Annotated in this window: 13 protein-coding genes; 6 read left to right on the forward strand and 7 right to left on the reverse strand. The window is 55.4% G+C overall.

What is annotated here, in order from left to right:
* Positions 1-76: 76 nt before the first annotated feature.
* Complete coding sequence (locus Q1A53_RS22810; RefSeq protein ID WP_299971506.1) at positions 77-1,312, forward strand: sodium:proton antiporter; 1,236 nt, start codon at positions 77-79, stop codon at positions 1,310-1,312.
* 26 nt (positions 1,313-1,338) lie between these two features.
* On the opposite strand, the gene Q1A53_RS22815 is transcribed toward Q1A53_RS22810, so the two are convergent.
* From Q1A53_RS22815 to Q1A53_RS22835, 5 genes are all read right to left on the reverse strand, one after another.
* Positions 1,339-2,670, reverse strand: coding sequence for an ISKra4 family transposase (locus Q1A53_RS22815; RefSeq protein ID WP_299971509.1), 1,332 nt, complete (start codon positions 2,668-2,670; stop codon positions 1,339-1,341).
* Between the two features lie 570 nt (positions 2,671-3,240).
* The gene (locus Q1A53_RS22820) at positions 3,241-4,425 is read right to left on the reverse strand and encodes a UvrD-helicase domain-containing protein (RefSeq protein WP_299971512.1); all 1,185 of its coding nucleotides are present in this window, start codon (positions 4,423-4,425) and stop codon (positions 3,241-3,243) included.
* Complete coding sequence (locus Q1A53_RS22825; RefSeq protein WP_299971515.1) at positions 4,418-6,064, reverse strand: AAA family ATPase; 1,647 nt, start codon at positions 6,062-6,064, stop codon at positions 4,418-4,420. The genes Q1A53_RS22820 and Q1A53_RS22825 overlap by 8 nt, the downstream gene beginning before the upstream one ends.
* Before the next feature lie 943 nt (positions 6,065-7,007).
* Positions 7,008-7,301, reverse strand: a complete 294-nt coding sequence (locus tag Q1A53_RS23515; RefSeq protein WP_366873044.1) for an HNH endonuclease domain-containing protein — start codon at positions 7,299-7,301, stop codon at positions 7,008-7,010.
* A 15-nt stretch (positions 7,302-7,316) separates the two neighbouring features.
* The gene (locus Q1A53_RS22835) at positions 7,317-8,168 is read right to left on the reverse strand and encodes an SbcC/MukB-like Walker B domain-containing protein (protein ID WP_299971518.1); all 852 of its coding nucleotides are present in this window, start codon (positions 8,166-8,168) and stop codon (positions 7,317-7,319) included.
* A gap of 341 nt (positions 8,169-8,509) precedes the next feature.
* Here Q1A53_RS22835 and Q1A53_RS22840 point away from each other — a divergent pair, with 341 nt between their 5' ends.
* The 5 genes from Q1A53_RS22840 to Q1A53_RS22860 all read left to right on the forward strand — a co-directional run bounded on the left by Q1A53_RS22840 (position 8,510) and on the right by Q1A53_RS22860 (position 13,657).
* Positions 8,510-10,123, forward strand: a complete 1,614-nt coding sequence (locus Q1A53_RS22840) for a Mu transposase C-terminal domain-containing protein (RefSeq protein ID WP_299971521.1) — start codon at positions 8,510-8,512, stop codon at positions 10,121-10,123.
* A 12-nt stretch (positions 10,124-10,135) separates the two neighbouring features.
* Entirely contained in the window at positions 10,136-11,017 is an 882-nt protein-coding gene (locus Q1A53_RS22845; protein ID WP_299971524.1) for a TniB family NTP-binding protein, read from the forward strand.
* A complete protein-coding gene (locus Q1A53_RS22850; RefSeq protein WP_299971527.1) occupies positions 11,014-11,865 on the forward strand; it encodes a TniQ family protein in 852 nt (283 codons plus the stop codon). The genes Q1A53_RS22845 and Q1A53_RS22850 overlap by 4 nt, the downstream gene beginning before the upstream one ends.
* Before the next feature lie 120 nt (positions 11,866-11,985).
* The gene (locus Q1A53_RS22855) at positions 11,986-12,519 is read left to right on the forward strand and encodes a hypothetical protein (RefSeq protein ID WP_299971531.1); all 534 of its coding nucleotides are present in this window, start codon (positions 11,986-11,988) and stop codon (positions 12,517-12,519) included.
* Between the two features lie 199 nt (positions 12,520-12,718).
* Positions 12,719-13,657, forward strand: a complete 939-nt coding sequence (locus Q1A53_RS22860; RefSeq protein ID WP_299971534.1) for a tyrosine-type recombinase/integrase — start codon at positions 12,719-12,721, stop codon at positions 13,655-13,657.
* Between the two features lie 233 nt (positions 13,658-13,890).
* On the opposite strand, the gene Q1A53_RS22865 is transcribed toward Q1A53_RS22860, so the two are convergent.
* The gene (locus Q1A53_RS22865) at positions 13,891-15,198 is read right to left on the reverse strand and encodes a PAN domain-containing protein (protein WP_299971537.1); all 1,308 of its coding nucleotides are present in this window, start codon (positions 15,196-15,198) and stop codon (positions 13,891-13,893) included.
* 383 nt (positions 15,199-15,581) lie between these two features.
* A partial coding sequence (locus tag Q1A53_RS22870; protein ID WP_299971539.1) for a transposase occupies positions 15,582-16,138 on the reverse strand: 557 nt, incomplete at its 5' end.

The raw sequence follows: 16,138 nt of genomic DNA on the forward strand, positions 1-16,138 counted from the left end.
TTGGTCGCTTGTTTGCCATGGTATTCCTCCGTTTTCCTAAACATAGCGGAGGACCACTCCAGTGGGGGAGGATCACATGTCACTTCTGCAAATCGCTTCGCTACTGATCGTCCTTGCAGGCGCATTCGGAGCGATAAATTACCTCTTCCTGCGGCTTCCATCGGCGATCGGCATCCTCGTGGTCGCGCTTGTTGCATCCTTTGTGGTGATTGCGACTGATGCGCTCTTTCCTGCACTCACAGTGGAGGAGCAAATTCGCGCGCAGGTCCTGGAACTGGAGTTCTCCGAAGCCTTGATGGAAGGCATGCTGGGCCTTCTGCTTTTTGCAGGTGCCCTGCATGTAAAGCTCTCCGACTTGCGCAAGGCCTGGCTGGTAATTCTTCTGATGGCGACCATCGGCATCGGTTTGTCGACTGCCATTGTCGGAATTGGTTTCAACTGGATCACTGGTATGCCGCTTATGATCGCGTTCGTATTTGGGGCGCTCATATCGCCGACCGACCCTGTGGCAGTGCTGGGCGTCCTGCGTGAAGCAAATTTGCCAAAGTCACTGGAGACCAAGATTGCCGGTGAGAGCCTTTTCAATGATGGTGTCGGCTACGTGGTGTTTCTCGTCCTTGTCGGCCTCGCCTTTCCGTCCGACGCCCATCATGGCAACGGCCTCGCTGACGCCGCGTTTCTTTTTGTGCAGGAAGCTGTAGGTGGCGCTCTCTTGGGGCTTGTTTTGGGTTGGCTGACCTTTCGGGTCATGCGGCAGATCGACGACTACTCGTTGGAAGTTCTGATTACACTCGGCCTCGCCTTTGGGGGCTACGAATTGGCTGTATGGCTCCACGTCTCTGCCCCCATCATGGCCGTCTGTGCCGGGCTCTTGATCGGAGACATCGGCACCAAACATGGCATGTCGGAGGAGACCCGCAAATATGTCGAGGCGTTTTGGAAGCTTATCGATGAGATCCTGAATGCAGTGCTGTTCTTGATGATCGGGTTCGAAGTCTTCGCCGTAGCCTTCGAATATGATCTCCTGATTTCCGGTTCTATCGCTATTGCGCTTGCTCTGCTGGCAAGGCTTGCCGCCGTCGCGGTACCGGTGTTGATCCTGAAACCCTTCCGGGATTTCTCCAAAGGCGTTATCCCGATAATGACCTGGGGCGGCCTAAAGGGCGGTATTTCCGTTGCGTTGGCACTGTCCTTGCCCGACGGGGAGTGGAAGCCGCTGATACTTACGGCGACCTATATCGTCGTCGTTTTTTCGATCATCGTGCAGGGACTGACGGTCACCCAATTGGCACAACGGGTTGGTCGCACATAGCAGCGGGAGTGGGCAAAAGCTGGTGGTCAAGCGGCCTGCTTTGAGACGCCTAACCTTCCGTCGAGCACAGCGGCGCGAGTGACAGCAACCCGATGCGCGCCCCGCGGTGACCATCTCATCCGCCGCCGCTTGCCCATGCGGGTGTTGCCGATGTCATCAACACAGCCTTCTGCCCGGGACGACGAAACTGCGAGGCCGTTCCGGTGCCGATGGCCGTAATCTACGAGCGCGTCGAAGTGGTTCGCAAGGTAGGAATAGAGGTCCTGGCACCGAGCTCTGACGCGCTTGGCTGCCTCTCGTAACTCTCGGGTTTCGGTGTGCAGACGATCGCAATCGATCTGAAGAACTTTGAGGATTGTCGCGGCGGTCATCGCTTTGCCGTGCCAAAGGTACCAACGCAGTGAATCGGCTGGTCGCTCGAAGAGTAGCAGCAACCCTGAAAAGCCCCGCGATTGCAGAAGTCCCCGCACCGCATTTTCAATGTGCTTGACCCGCATCGAGATATGCCACCAGTCCAGTATGTGGGTGACGGGACCTCGAACGGCACGCCTCACCAAATTCGGCAGTGAAGGTTCGCCATCTGAGATCACGGTCACTTTGCTCTGACCGTCCCAGCCCTGCGCAATCAGATCATGTCGGAGGTGCTTTGCAGGAGAATTGGCGGCTTGCTGCACGAGGCCAAACCGTCGGCTCAAATTGGCGCTTTCAACCTTGCCGACCACGACATCCAGGTGGCGTTTCTGGTATTCAGGGCGACATCGTATGTGCGCACCATCCAGAAAAACGGTCAGTGATGAGCGTGGCGCGATTGTACCCGCGTCTCCTTGGCCTAGCTCGTCGGCGACGCGACCCAAGCGATTTCGAACGGTCGTGTTCGACTGACCCGAACACGGCAGGAACAATTCGATCAATCGAGCAGCTTCCCGAAACGAGTGCCTGGCCCCCAATTCAGCCTGTAGGCGACGAAGTTCGGGAGTCGCACGGTCAGAGAACAGCCCGGCAAGTGGTGATTGCGGCCCAGATTTCGCGATCCCAACCGGTTGGCACATGCAGCGTCGAAGCCTTGGCCACTTCACCTGAATTCGCCCAAAAAGAGTGTCGAGAATACGACCTCGATCATCATGGATCGCGCGTTGTTTGGCACAGCTAACGCATTTCCGGCGAGCCTCTATTGCTTCACCGACCTGATCTTGCACAATCGCTTCCTGCAAGCCCCTCAGCAAGGACTTTGCGTCGTCGAGGAAAAGGCCTAAATTCTCGGAATCCAACTCGTCCGGCGCACGGCGAAGTCGACCGATATTGCGCCTCTTGGTTTCTCCATCGTCAAACGTCGTCTCGACAAAAATACTTACATCCATGGTGGGTCCCGCCTTGTTTCGAAACCTTACCCTACCACGTCGACCACCAGCTTTTGCCCACTCCCTTTCGCGCGCGTCAGGTCGGCGGATGAAGTGATCGAGGAAATCACCCGCCTCGCCGCCGCCGCGTGACGGCAGCGGCAAACCGGCATCGTCACGCCGCCGCGACATCCTCAAGAAATGCCCGCAACAAGGGATCGAACCGCTCTGGCGTTTCCCAGAATGCGCCTGATCAACTGTCTTAATGCCGATGCGCTTCGACCTGCAACTGCTTCACGCAGGACGGCACTCTACAACGTATAGCTTGTCCAGGCGTCGTGCCCTATCTTGCTACGACCAACGACACGTAGGCCAAACCGACTGCGTCGCGGGGATAAATCAGGAGAACCAATAGGCGGGCCCATTATCGTTACCGGCTGGGGAACACCGACTACGACGAATTTAGACGCTGTGATGAACTGAAAGCACGCCTCAACAAGGGTCCATCATGCCCCTTCTCGATCACCTGGCTTTCGTCATTTCCTGCCACGATGAACGAGGCGTCGTTTCCATCATATTGACGTTGTCGCATCACGGGCACCACGTAGTAACGCCGTCGACGCTGACCTCCTCATCTAGCAAGAAGCCGGTGCTGTATCGAGCCCTGGTAGAAGCTACGTAGAATGCGTTTACAGCCTTATCAGTAGAGCCGGCCGCAATTGCACTCGAATTGCCTTGCAAGAATGCTTTCTGCGGTCCTGTGGGTAGGATTAGTGTTCGACCGAATGTCATACCTTTGGATTTGCCAAAGTTGAACGCTTCGCGCCCCGAACAAATCTCCTGCTCAGCGGAGTGGCTCTGCCGCAGAATAGTTGGACGATAACGCTCGTAGTAGGCCTCGAAGTCGGCTCTCTTCACGGCGAACACGCCAAGATGCTCAGCCACCGACGCCGGTAGTTTCCGCTCATCGACGTCCGAAACTGTGGAGGGAAATCCGAGGCCATGGTGTATCTTGTCGGAAAACTCACAGATGGAAGCGACAGAGCGACGGCTCCTATTCATGCTGGCTTGAGCAAACCCAATATCCTGAAAATATGCCACTTTTTCAACGTTGCTCTTGGGTTTCTTCTGAGCATTAGCGGTTTGGTAGATGGTCTGCCTGAAATCTCCAACACAAATGACGTCTAGGTCGGAGCAGGCTGAAAACAACTGCAGCAGTTCGAAGTCCCAGCCGACGAGATCTTGAACCTCATCAATAAAGATGACGTCATAAATCTCCTCAAGGCGCTCGGTTGCGCAGCCAATTTTGTAGGTTTTGCGCCCGATTTTTCTCACGACATTCGTCTCCTCCGCGACTCTGCAAGCAAGTTTTGACAAGTATGCGGAGTGAGCTTTGTGAGTCTCTTTTGTGACGAAGTGCTTAAAATTTATGGTTCCATCTAATGCGCGCTCCGACCGACCTGGAATAGTGTATCCACTTCGCTTGTGTGGATCGGTTTCATTGAAATTCAAGCCGCTTACTCGGACACCTAGGATGCACGACTGGTACGGTCGTACCATGTCCTCCAACAAGAAAGTGAACCATCCTTTGACTCTGATTTCAGGCGGCACAGCCCCCAATTTCGAAGAAATTCGTTGGATAATCTGGCGCTGGTTGCAATCCGTATAGGTCAATATCAGTGAGCGTTTCTGATCTCGATACCGAGCAATCGCATCATCGATGATTTTGGCGGATTTTCCGGCTCCAGCACACGCAATGATCAGCTCCTTAGTCAAACTTCAGAGCCTCAACAAGGTAATTCGGCGCCTTAAATTCGGCGTCCGACTCGAAGATGCGCATCGCGGAGTCTACCTTCCTGCTTCCTGTTCCGTCACCTGAGAACCAATTGGTTAGGAACGCCCGTCTCGCAGCTAGATCACCCGAGTCGTATTGACTGAATGTTCGGCTCGACAAAACAATCTTGGCATAAGCATCCAGCTCGGTTTGCGAACTAGCGTTGGCCGATATTAACGCAGGCTCCAAGGAGTTTTCGTTGGCCGGCTCTGGCGAGAATACCGTGATAGCCTTGTACCCGTCAAAGGGCGCCTTCCACTCAACGATGTTCCTTTGCCAGTCGCCATCGTTGTCCTTGACGACATGAACTGCGTTTCCCAGATGCTGTGCGATATTCAAGAAGTTTTTGAATCCTATGCCCCGAACCACAATGATATCGATACCGTCTTCCTCGGGAAGCCTAGAAAATCGCTTGTGATAGAGTTTCTTGAGCACCAGTTCATCTGATGGACCTTCTACCAAGATCACTTTCTTGCTGAGAACCACGCGCAGGGTATCGTAGCCTGGAAGTCGCTTGAGTGTTTGAACGGTTTTGGGTTCAACTTCATGTAGACGTTTGTAGCCATCCGCCAGGAGACAGATTTTCTCAAAGCTCAGTTTATTGAGTACATATGAGCTATGGGTCGTTAGAAAAATCTGCTGACCCTGGTGCTTGTCTTCTATGAACTTTACCAGCTTTACCAAATTCATGTGTGATAGGTGAATTTCTGGCTCTTCGATCATAACAACATTGGCAGCAGTCGATTTTTTCCAAAGAGCGAGCTTCATCTGAACCTGATGCTGCTCACCTTTTCCAATCTGCGAAAAAGGGATGCTGTCCAGAGTAAGCTGCAGATTGTTTTCCCAACTGGTCTGAGGTGAGCTTTCGATTGAGAATTCAAGGTTTTTCCTGGTTATGTCATCTTGCTTATCTAGCTCGCTGTTGACCTTTACGACATCAGGCTCTGCATCAAACTTTGCCTTCAATTGTCGATAGTTCGTGTTCAGGATTGTCTTGTCTTCCTTCTCAAGAGCTGTTTCGAGAATGTCAGAAATGTACCTCCTTGCCCCCATTGTTGGGTGCAATGCAGTTGGATCGACAAACAGGCAGGAGATTTTCTTGTTGTATGGCGACAGTTTTTCCCAAGAGAAGGCATACCATTCATATCGGTAAAATTCGATGGGAAGTGAGTGGATATTCTCAGTGCTCTTCGAGTATTCGATATAAGCTGAGGCTAGATCAGGATCAAAGAAAACGCGGACAAAGATGCCGGGACAATTTGAACCGAGCGTGTTGTTGTTTCCTTTGAGCTCACACTCGCCCTCAAGATACGCTTCGATCAAAATCTCTGGGAAGCTGCCTTGATCTTTCGGCCCAGCGAGAAATTCCGCAACAGCATCGGTATTGAATAAATCCGCAGACAAGCTCGCTGCGAGCGGTTTGCCATGATGTCGAAGGTTCAAACAAAGTTCAATTGCCTCCAAGATCGTACTTTTGCCACTTTCGTTATCGCCGACAAGAACGTTGATGTCCTTGTTGAAATCAAAATACTCACTGCGAAATCTCTTAAAATTTTGTATGAAGATTTTGTTGATGTGCATTCTTGCTCTGCGCCTTGCCTAAGGGTGCACCTGTGGTGCGATTTTGAAGTTCAGATACCGAACCCGATTTTGATGTCGGCTACGGTACAAAATGCACCAACAACCTGCAATTGCAGGCGCAAGAAAGTGCTGCTTGGGCAAAGCGGTAGCTACTTTACGTCTTCTTAGTGATTGATCCAGTACGACTTTCGGCATCCGATGATGCGAATTCCCAGTGTGGGAATCTGGCGCGATGTAGAAGTGCTAAAGCAGGAACGGTCGATGGCTATGCTTGTCGGGAGAAACACCTATTTGCGATTACTCGAACCAATCGGTTTTCCGCCCAACAGAAGATCGTGTCCATTTTTTGTAAATCCACCTTCTGCGTTCCAAATCTCGTTTGGCCCTAATACTAAGCTCAGAAACTTATCCCTGCCCCGCCTAGTCAAGCCAGCCTTCCCCGTTCGAAACATTAGGGCTAGATGAAACATACCAGCCACAGCCTCTTCGAAACCGTCGCGGATCAGCTCATTTTCTGACTGAGGACTGCCACGTGGTACAAGCATGGGCGCGGGAAAGAGAAAGGCAGCTCTGACAGAGCTTCCACTCGGGAACCTTTTGTCAATGACCTCGGCATCTACGTTGTCTGCGGCCTGTTTGATGGCTCGAGACCAAAGCGCGTAGTGCCAGTCATGGCTTGGACGTTTGCATTCGAAAGCTAGGTTGCAGCTCGAGAATTCTGCCCGTCGTGGGATCGCGAGCAAATCACATCTCACTTTGTGGCCACTGATCGTGCGCAGCTCAACCTCTTGTGCACAGTCAAAATCGTTCCGTAGCAACAAGGCCAGCTCGTCGCGAACGCTTCTTTCGATATCCATCCTTCGGCACCAACATTTCCGAACGTTCTGCCATCAATAGTACGCCAATCGGTAGCGCGAAAATTTCAGCTGACGTTAAGCGCTTTCTATCGGCGACGACGTCTGCGAACCGAAGTCTTCGTCCCTATAGGTGCCTTGTTCGATTTGCGCTTGTTTGCGCCAGTTTGAAGAGCTTGAAGATTACGCCGCGCATCCGAGCCACCTTTCGACCTTGGCCAGATGTGATCAACCTGCCAACCCATGGGGCTGTCTCGGTTGTAGGCAGGCTTGTAGATCAAGTTGCCTTGAGCGTCCCGCCGATAAAGATTGGGGTTCTTCCCTTTTACGCGGCGTGCTTTCTCCCAGACATGCTGGGCTTTGGGGTTCGTGGAATACGGCATGGTGATCTCCTCTGGTTAAGCCGCGGATCTTCGTGGGTGAACGTGGGAGCCAGAAGGTGTGACCTCGATGTCAAACCCCTCCGTGATCATGGATTTCACTTGCTCAGTGTGAGAGATCAACCCAACCGACCTTTTATCGTTGGTTAGCTCGTAGAGCGTCTCAAGCGCAGTGTTGAGAGTGTCTTCGTCCAGGGTGCCGAAGCCCTCGTCAATGAAGATGGCATCCAGCTTAATGCCGCCACTGTTCTGTTGGACGACATCGGACAATCCGAGAGCGAGCGCGAGCGACGCCTGAAACCCTTCACCTCCAGACAGCGTTTTTGTCGGGCGCGACTTCTCCGTGTTGGCGTCGAAGACGGCGATATCCAGCCCTCGTTTCTGCCGCCCGCCAACAACATCGTCTGGTCGAAGGAGTTGATACCTTCCATCTGTCATTGGCCCGAGCCTTTGATTGGCGGCAACCAGGACCTCATCGAACATCGCCGCAATCGCAAAATCGGGGAGCCGAACCTTCCGATCATTGTTCCCGTTGACCAGGTCCGAGAGCTCGCCGATTGGACCATACTCCGCCTCGAGTTCCGCGATACGGGCCGAAAGCGCGTCGACTTTTTTCTGCGTCTCGTGCTTGGCTTCTAGGTCACGTTTCAAACGGGTCAGGGTCTGCTGGCCGTCTTCCAGCTTTGACTGGGCGGTGTCCCTGGCAGCCGTCAACGCCTCGATGTCTGGAGGGGTTCGCTGGCCGATCTCCTGCAACAGTCTTTCAAGCTGCGCTTTATTAGCTGCTACGCGCTGGTTGTACGAGCTGATCTGGTCCTCGAACACGTCGCATTGAGGAACGTCCTCTTTCGCAGCTTCAAAGCTCGTCACGTCTAAATTGGCCGTGCTCAGCCGCTCGCCGAACTCAGTCTTGGCTTTAGTGAAGGCAAGGGTAGCTCTTTTTGCACTTGAGGCAGCGCTCGAGACTGCTTCTTGGGCTCCACTTAGATTGATCGCCGCGGCCTTTTCGCCGTCTACCGCTTTCTCATGGGCTGCAGTCAGTTCGTCCCGCCTTGTGTGACTTAGCTCTTAAAGCTGATAATTTGTTCTACGTAATTTCAACATCTTAGCTTTTCACTTAAATATGCGAATTAGCACTTAATTTGATAATTGAGGCTGGACTTAAGCACTTAATTCGATAATCGTGGCTCCGATTTTGTCGGGCTTTCATCATGACCGAACCACTTCCGGACGAGATAGACAACGCCCTGTGGGCCGAAGCCTGCCGCCGTGCGGCCGCGATACGCAGGTTCCTGGAGTCCAGTTCCGGTGAATCAAGCGTGGCCGCTATTGCCGATCTTGCCTCCGAGCTGCAGGTCAGCCAAGCGACGACCTACCGCTTACTGAGGCGGTTTCGGGCGAACGGAACCGTCATGTCGCTGGTTGAAACCAAGCGCGGACGTCCGATGGGCCATCGCGCTTTGGATGCTCAACGGGAAGAGATCGTCGAGACGGCGATCCGCAAATACTATCTGAAACCGACCCGCCCGACGGTCTCGCAGTTGGTACGGGACATTGAAACGAATTGCGCCGCGGAAGGATTGAAGCCGCCGCATCGTCGAACGATTGAGCGGCGTCTGGGTGACCTGGACCTGCGGCACCGGGCACGACGTCGTGGCGAGACGCAGATCATAAAAGCAACGACGGCGGTCCCCGGAACACTGAGCACCTCCCGACCCCTTGAGGTCGTTCAGATTGACCACACGAAGGCCGACATCTTTGTGGTCGATGAGGAAACCCGGGAACCGATCGGACGACCCTGGCTGACCCTGGCCATGGATGTCTTCAGCCGCATGGTAACTGGGTTCTACCTGACCATGGACGCGCCATCCCGGCTTTCGACGAGCCTGTGCTTACTGCATTCGGTTTATGACAAGACTACCTGGCTAAAGGCGCGCGAGATCGAGGAGCCTTGGCCCGTGGCCGGCCTTCCGGACCGGGTTCATGTGGACAACGGCGCGGATTTCCGGAGTCGCGCCTTCAAGCGTGGTTGCGAGAATGCGGGCATTGCGATCGACTGGCGGCCGCCGGGCACGCCGCGCTTCGGCGGACATATCGAGCGGCTGATCGGCACCCAGATGGGACGGCTGCACCTTTTGCCTGGCACGACCTTCAGCAACGCTGAGGACCTCGCGGAGTATGATTCAAAGAAACATGCGGCGCTGACCTTGCGCGAGTTGGAGCGCTACATCGCCCTCGACATTGTCGGGTCCTATCATCAATCCATCCACAGTTCGCTGAGCCGCCCTCCCCTCGCCGTCTGGCGGGACCACGAAGGAGAGATCCCCCTGCGGCTGCCGCAGGATCGACTGCAGTTCTGGGTCTCTTTCCTGCCGGAACAGGAGCGGACCTTGCGCCCGACCGGCATCCATCTGTTTGGTTTGCGCTACTGGTCCGCGGCGCTCAGCGCCGATGTCGGCCGAACAGAGAAGCGACTTCTGGTGAAGTACGATCCCCGTGATATGTCGCGCGTCTTTGTTAGGCGTCCCTCGAACAACTTCGTAGAAGCCCGCTACGCGGACCTGACCCTGGCACCCATTTCCTTGCAGGAGGCTTTGACGGCGAGGCGCACCCTGCGTGAGAGAGGGCGGCGTGAAGTCGATAGCCGCGCTGTCGTGAGGACCGCGCTCGAACAGCGGAAGTTGGTTGACAAGGCCGTCAAAAAAACCGCGGCCGCGCGGCGCGGCAAGGCTCAGTCGAGGCGAGGCGATGACCTCCGGGACATGGGCACACTCCGTGGTGTCGACTCCAGCAAACCGGTGCCCTTTGTTGAGGACACCGAATGAGCTGGAGCCAATATGACGAACGATCACCCTCATCTGACCGCCGACGCCGCGGCCCTGCTGTCTGAACCCCAAGCGGGACGCATTCGCGCCATCAGGTCCCGCCGTTGGGTTCTCTACCCTCGCGCGAAGCAAGCCCTCGATCGCCTTAAGGCGCTCCTTGATCATCCGAGAGGCCCCCGCATGCCGTCTCTCGCGATCTATGGCGACAGCGGGATGGGCAAGACTATGATCATGCAACGCTTCCGCGACCAGCATCCGCCACATCTCGCTCGCCGGACCGGGATCTTGAAAACACCAGTCCTGGCCATGGAAATGGTCAGCCGCCCCGGAGAACGGCGATTCTATGGCGAACTGCTTTCCCTCCTCGGCGCGCCCCAGGCACCACGGGCCGATATTGCTCAGATGGAACAGGCGACCATGCGGATCATGAAGGCCATCGGTGTCCAGGTGCTGGTCATCGACGAAGTTCACAACATCCTCGCCGGGACCTATCGAGAGCAACGTATCGTGCTCAACATGCTGCGCTTTCTCAGCAACCGGCTCCAAATCTCACTGGTCTGCTTTGGCGTGAACGACGCCCGGGAAGCCATCGGCGGTGACGTTCAACTTGCGCGCCGCTTCGAGCAGATCACCCTGAACCGTTGGGCCGCCAACGAGGACTTCGAGACGCTGATCGCGTCGATCCTGCGCAATACTCCATTGCGGCGTCCCTCTGTGCTGACAGCGAAGTCCCTGCGGCGTATTCTACAGATCACGGACGGCATTACGGCAAATATCTTCCAGATGCTGGGCAGCCTTGCGATCGAGGCCATCGAAAGCGGTACCGAACGCATTACCGACAGCGCCGTCGAGGCCTGGGTGCCTGCATTTGATACCGAAGCGGCCTTCGCATGACGGCACCCCTGCCCGTCACCTTGCCACCCCTGCGCGGCGAACTCCTGTCATCCTGGATCAGTCGCCACGCGAACTTCTACGGAGTCACACCGTTGACCATGCTGCGCCATGGATTACCGGATGCGACATCTCTTGGGCCAATCGACCTTTCTCTGACGAAAGTCCACGCGAACCAGATTGCAGGGATGTTCGGCGCCAGCCCGAAACTTGTACACGGCCTGAGCTTCGCAGGGGTCCCGAAAGTCGCTCACCGGTTCATCGCCAAGAGTCCGATGCAGCGCTGCGCGCGGTGCACCCCTTCCGTTGCTGGCCCGCTGCCAATCCTTCGAAGCGGATTGCAAGGTTGGCGGATCACTTGCCCGCACTGTGGGGAACCTTACATGAACAAAACCTCCAGCGGCGGCGATTGGGCACTTGCACGGTATCGCGCAGCGGCACGTCGCGGTGAGACCTTGTTGCACAACCACGCAGAACGCGGCGTTGAAACATGGTTGCCACCTCTTGAGATTGCGCGACTCCTACTCATGCGCCGCATCCCCTGGCGACCCCCTCGCGACGGAGATCTCTGGCGCTACCGTCTCCTCGGCGCCATCGTTCCCGATTTTGACGACCTTCTGACCAAAGACTCCGCGTTCACGTTCTCGCCAAAGCACCCCATTCTGCCGCTACACATCCGTCCCGCGCTCCTAGCAGGCGTGGCAATCATCGACCACGCAGGGCCGCCAATGCTGAGAATGTTGCAAGGGCACATGATGGGAGACAACAAAAACCGATTTGTCATGGCGACCGACCATTTGGTAACCCCCGCGATCGAGTGGGGACCACCCCAACAGATGCAGTTGATATGAGACGCAGGCTCGATGATTCTCAGATTAAAGTGCTAAAATTCTTCGAAACAACCGCATTATTACATTTAAGTGCTAAGTGACAGCTGCCACGACGCTGACCAATAGCTGGGAGAACAAACTATGATCCTGACCTTCGCTTTTGCCTCAATCACCGCCCTAGCGGAGCCCGCAATGTCTTCCTCCATTCCGCCTATCGGCCACGTAGCAAATCCTGCCATCGTTCAGGTCCAGTCGGCGGGAGATCCCACCGTCGTCCAGCTAAACGCGGTGAGCACCGTCATCGTCCTAGACGGGCAGACGATCCTGATCGACCCCGTAGGAGATCAGGCGCAGTACCGGCAGTTCGGAAGCCCCGACATCGTCGTCTTGACTCGCGCGACACCCGAATATCTGAGCACCGAGACAATGATCGGTTTGCTGCGACGCGACACAGTCGTCCTCGCGTCGCAAACCGTGATCGACAAGCTGCCATTGATGATCTCGAATAATACCTTCGCCCCTTTCGAGGCTGGCACATCACAAACCGTGGGCGGCATCGTCTTCGAAGCACTCAACAGCAACCGCCAAAAACCATCTGGCACACAGGTTGTTGAGCGAAGCCGAGGTGACTTCCAGGTTCTCATCCGTGGTTCGAACGCCACGCTGTCGTTTTAGTAACATGAGTAGGACATTTCTCACGCCAAGCGATACCGCAACAAGCTCCCAGGCGGGTTGCTATCAGCAAATGACGCCTCCTGCTGGATTTGAATGGGATATTTTTTTGGGTCCCATTATCGTCACCGCTCTGCCGGGCGATTTTGGAGCGCTGACCCGGCTGTGGTGAAATGACTGAACTCAAGAAAAGTAGTTCAGCATGTCCCGCTTCGATCATACCGCCTTTGTCAATTCGCGCCGCGACGAGCGCAGCCTCGGCCACCACACGCTCCGGGCCTATGCCCAGGATCTGCGCACGTTCGCGCACTTCATCAAGGCACACCAACTCAGCGATCCGCTGTCGAAAGACGACATCCTCGCCTACCACCGGCATCTGAGCGACGAACTGGGCGCCCGGCCAGCGACCATCGAGCGGCGCCTCGTGACCCTCAAGTCCTACTTTGCGTGGCGCGCAGATCGGAACAGCGCTCTGCCCTCGCCCTTCGATGACGTGCGTATCTCTGTGAGGATCCCGCGCCGTCTGCCGCGCCCCATCGACCGAGAGACGCTCAAAGCGGTTCTCGAGTACGGCGAGCGTCAAAGCGCTGTGCGGCCGACGTCTGGCACAGACGCCACGGCGCCGACCTCGCAGAGTGCCTTCACGCTCCTAATCACCAAGCTGCTGATCGTGACAGGGTTGCGGATCAGCGAACTGACAAATCTGAAGGTCCGCGACGTGTCGCCGGACGGCAGTCAGATCCTCGTAAACGGCAAGGGCAGCAAAGAGCGGATCGTGTTCGTGCCGAACCAGCAACTGCAAGAGAACTTTCGACGCTTTTGTCAGATAGGTTCCAAAGACGGCTCGACTGCCTCGCCGCTGTTCCTCAACATGGCCGGGCGCCGGCTCCGCGCGGCAACCTTCCGAAAGCGGCTGCGGACACTATCGAAACGTCTCGGTATCGAACCCCACCTGACCCCGCACCGGTTCCGGCACTCGGCCGCGACGCTCCTGATCGAAGAGGTTATCGACGTCCGTATGGTCCAGGCGCTCCTTGGACACGCAAACCTCAAAACGACGGAAATATATGTGCGTGTTTCGAACCATGCGCTGCGACGAGCGCTGGAGCGCGTCGATGTGCTGAACGAACTTTGGCAGTGACCGGCCCAAAGCCGACACTCGGCTTGAAAACCAGATGCTGCAGTGGCAGCCCGCTTAGCGGTCATTTGCTGCAAGAGCGAACTCCGAGCCTCGTCGAACTATCAGATTTGCAGACTCTTCCACCAATCGTCACGTTGCTACAGTCGGGCGCTGCCTCTAATTCCTGCGCTACACTGCTCTGTGGAGCGATCGCACGCAGCGCGGTTTTCCTGAATCAAAGCCATTGCTGTCAGCTATTTCTTAAACGCGCTAATAACCCCTGTTGTAGGCTTTTGGCGCTCGACGCCAGACTTTGGCCAGCACCATGACCTGTTCTGAACGTATGACACAGCGTTGCACTGTTCATATTCCATGCAAATCGCCTTGCACTGTGCGAAGGTGACATTGCGTATGCCGTCAGTCGTAAGATCCGCACCTGGGTAATCTGTCGCATACTGATCGATCATTGTTCTAGCAGCGGTATGGTTTTGCGTCGGGCAACTACGGATCATTTCGTCCAGCAGCCCGTTTCGGATAATCTGCTGGAAGCCGAAGAACAAATCTCCGCCCGGCGAGACAATCCTCGCTCCGAATTTCTCGGCTCTCATTGCTGCCGGTGCAATTCCGGAGGGCATATCGAATAGGACTTTGCCGCGCATGTCTGACCGATCGAGCACGTCCCAGCGGTCTACTGGGTACCATGCATCATCGATCCCCAGATCGAATGTGCCGTAGGCTGCAAGTTCAGGCTCGTGCAGATCCGCCACTCCAGCAATCCCTGTTTCTGTGCAGAAGAGCGTCAGGAAACTGTCTCCGGTGATCGCGACCTGCTTCATGCGCAATGCCACCTTTCCGTTCAGGTTGATGTAGGAGGCTTGTTCGTCGTAGATGCCATTGGTGACAACGCGCCATTTTTCCAAATCACTGTGCGATACCCAGAGGATATCGTTGTGATCGATTAAGGACACCGCTTCAAACAGATCTGGTTCTACTCGATGACTCCGGATGTATTCGGAGAGAATTCCAGAGAGCGCTTGGCCAATTGCAGCGCCTTCATTTCCATCGAGATCAGTCTCCGTGAAGCCGAACCGATGAATGCCAACTCGCGCACCGTTCGAGATGTAGCGATAGTCGGCTGCGATATACGCGTATACACAGGCGCTTGCACATATTGCATTCGGCATATCTGAAGCGCCGACCTGAGCAGAAACGATTGCAGGGATGTCGGCGATGTAGTCACCCATTCTGAGGCTCTCCATTAGGGAACCGCCAGGGCTATCGAACAAAATTAGAACGTCTCTGACGTCTGATACATCAGCTCCTTCGATCGCTGCCTTCAGCTTTTCGGTGTCGCCCGATTGGATCTCGCCAGTGGCAGTGATGTGCAGGGTCGGCGGACGGATGGGCCGCAGATCAAGCCTTTCTATTGAGAAATCCATGGCCCACGAAAATGCAGGTGTCATCAGGCCAACGCAGAAAACTAAAAATCGAGGGTACATCAGGTCCCTTTTGAAGAGGATGAGAGGCCTAGAGAGGCTGAATGGAATATCGTGAAATATCAAGAAACATTGTGAAAATACAGTAATCGGCCTGTCAGTTGATGTGAGCTACGAGCAGTCGATTTTCGGCCCATACCGGACGCTGAGTGTGCGGTTCAGTGCTGCATCGCAGCTTCCCGAAAGCAGACATTGACAGAAGGTTGTGGACGCCTCTCGTCAACCGAGACAAAAACCTGCCAACTTCGCACAAGTTCTGCCGGGGGTTTTTGTCTTGGCTAAGCGATTGATCCAAGGTAGGGCTAGAGGCACGGCCAAAAACGACCGATTTAGGTGAAAAACTCGACCCACTACATCTTGTGTTTGGTCTAGGCGCGCCCTCCCAAACCGCAGTAATCGCAGTCAAAGACAGTGTTCTTAGTGGTTGCAATTGTGGGCGGTGCCTATCCCTAACAGGGAACCATTTTGGCAAGACGTTTTAGGTTCTGGGCGGTAGCGGCGAGGAGGAATTCTTCGTTGGCTCCCTTGAGGCCCCGGAGCCGGAGGCGTTTGAAGCCGAGATGTCGTTTCAGGTGGGCGAACAACATCTCGACTTTCTTTCGTCGTCGTCGGCTCTCGTCATAGGCTGCGGTATCGCGCAGATCGCGGACTGTCTGGCGGGCCTCTTCATCCATGTGGCGCGTGACGGTTCGGAACGGTGCATCGGTGCAAGCCTTCCTGATCGGGCACGCGCCGCAGGTGTCTTTCCCGGCGAAGTAGCTTTTGATCCGGTCTGCCTGCTTGATCCGGCGCAGCGGCATTTCGTGGCCTTCAAGGCAGGTGTAGCTGTCGCGCTCCGGATCATATTGGAAATGGCTGATGTCGTATTTGCCCTTGGTCTGATGCTGACGATCCAGTACCGGCACATGCGGCGTGACTTCACGCTTCATGAGCCAGGCCAGGAACGGGCCGGTGCCGTATGACCCATCTGCCGCCACCCGATCCGGGCGGAAGTCATGGCGGTCAC

It is taken from the genome of uncultured Roseobacter sp., from assembly GCF_947496515.1.
Lineage (GTDB): Bacteria > Pseudomonadota > Alphaproteobacteria > Rhodobacterales > Rhodobacteraceae > Roseobacter.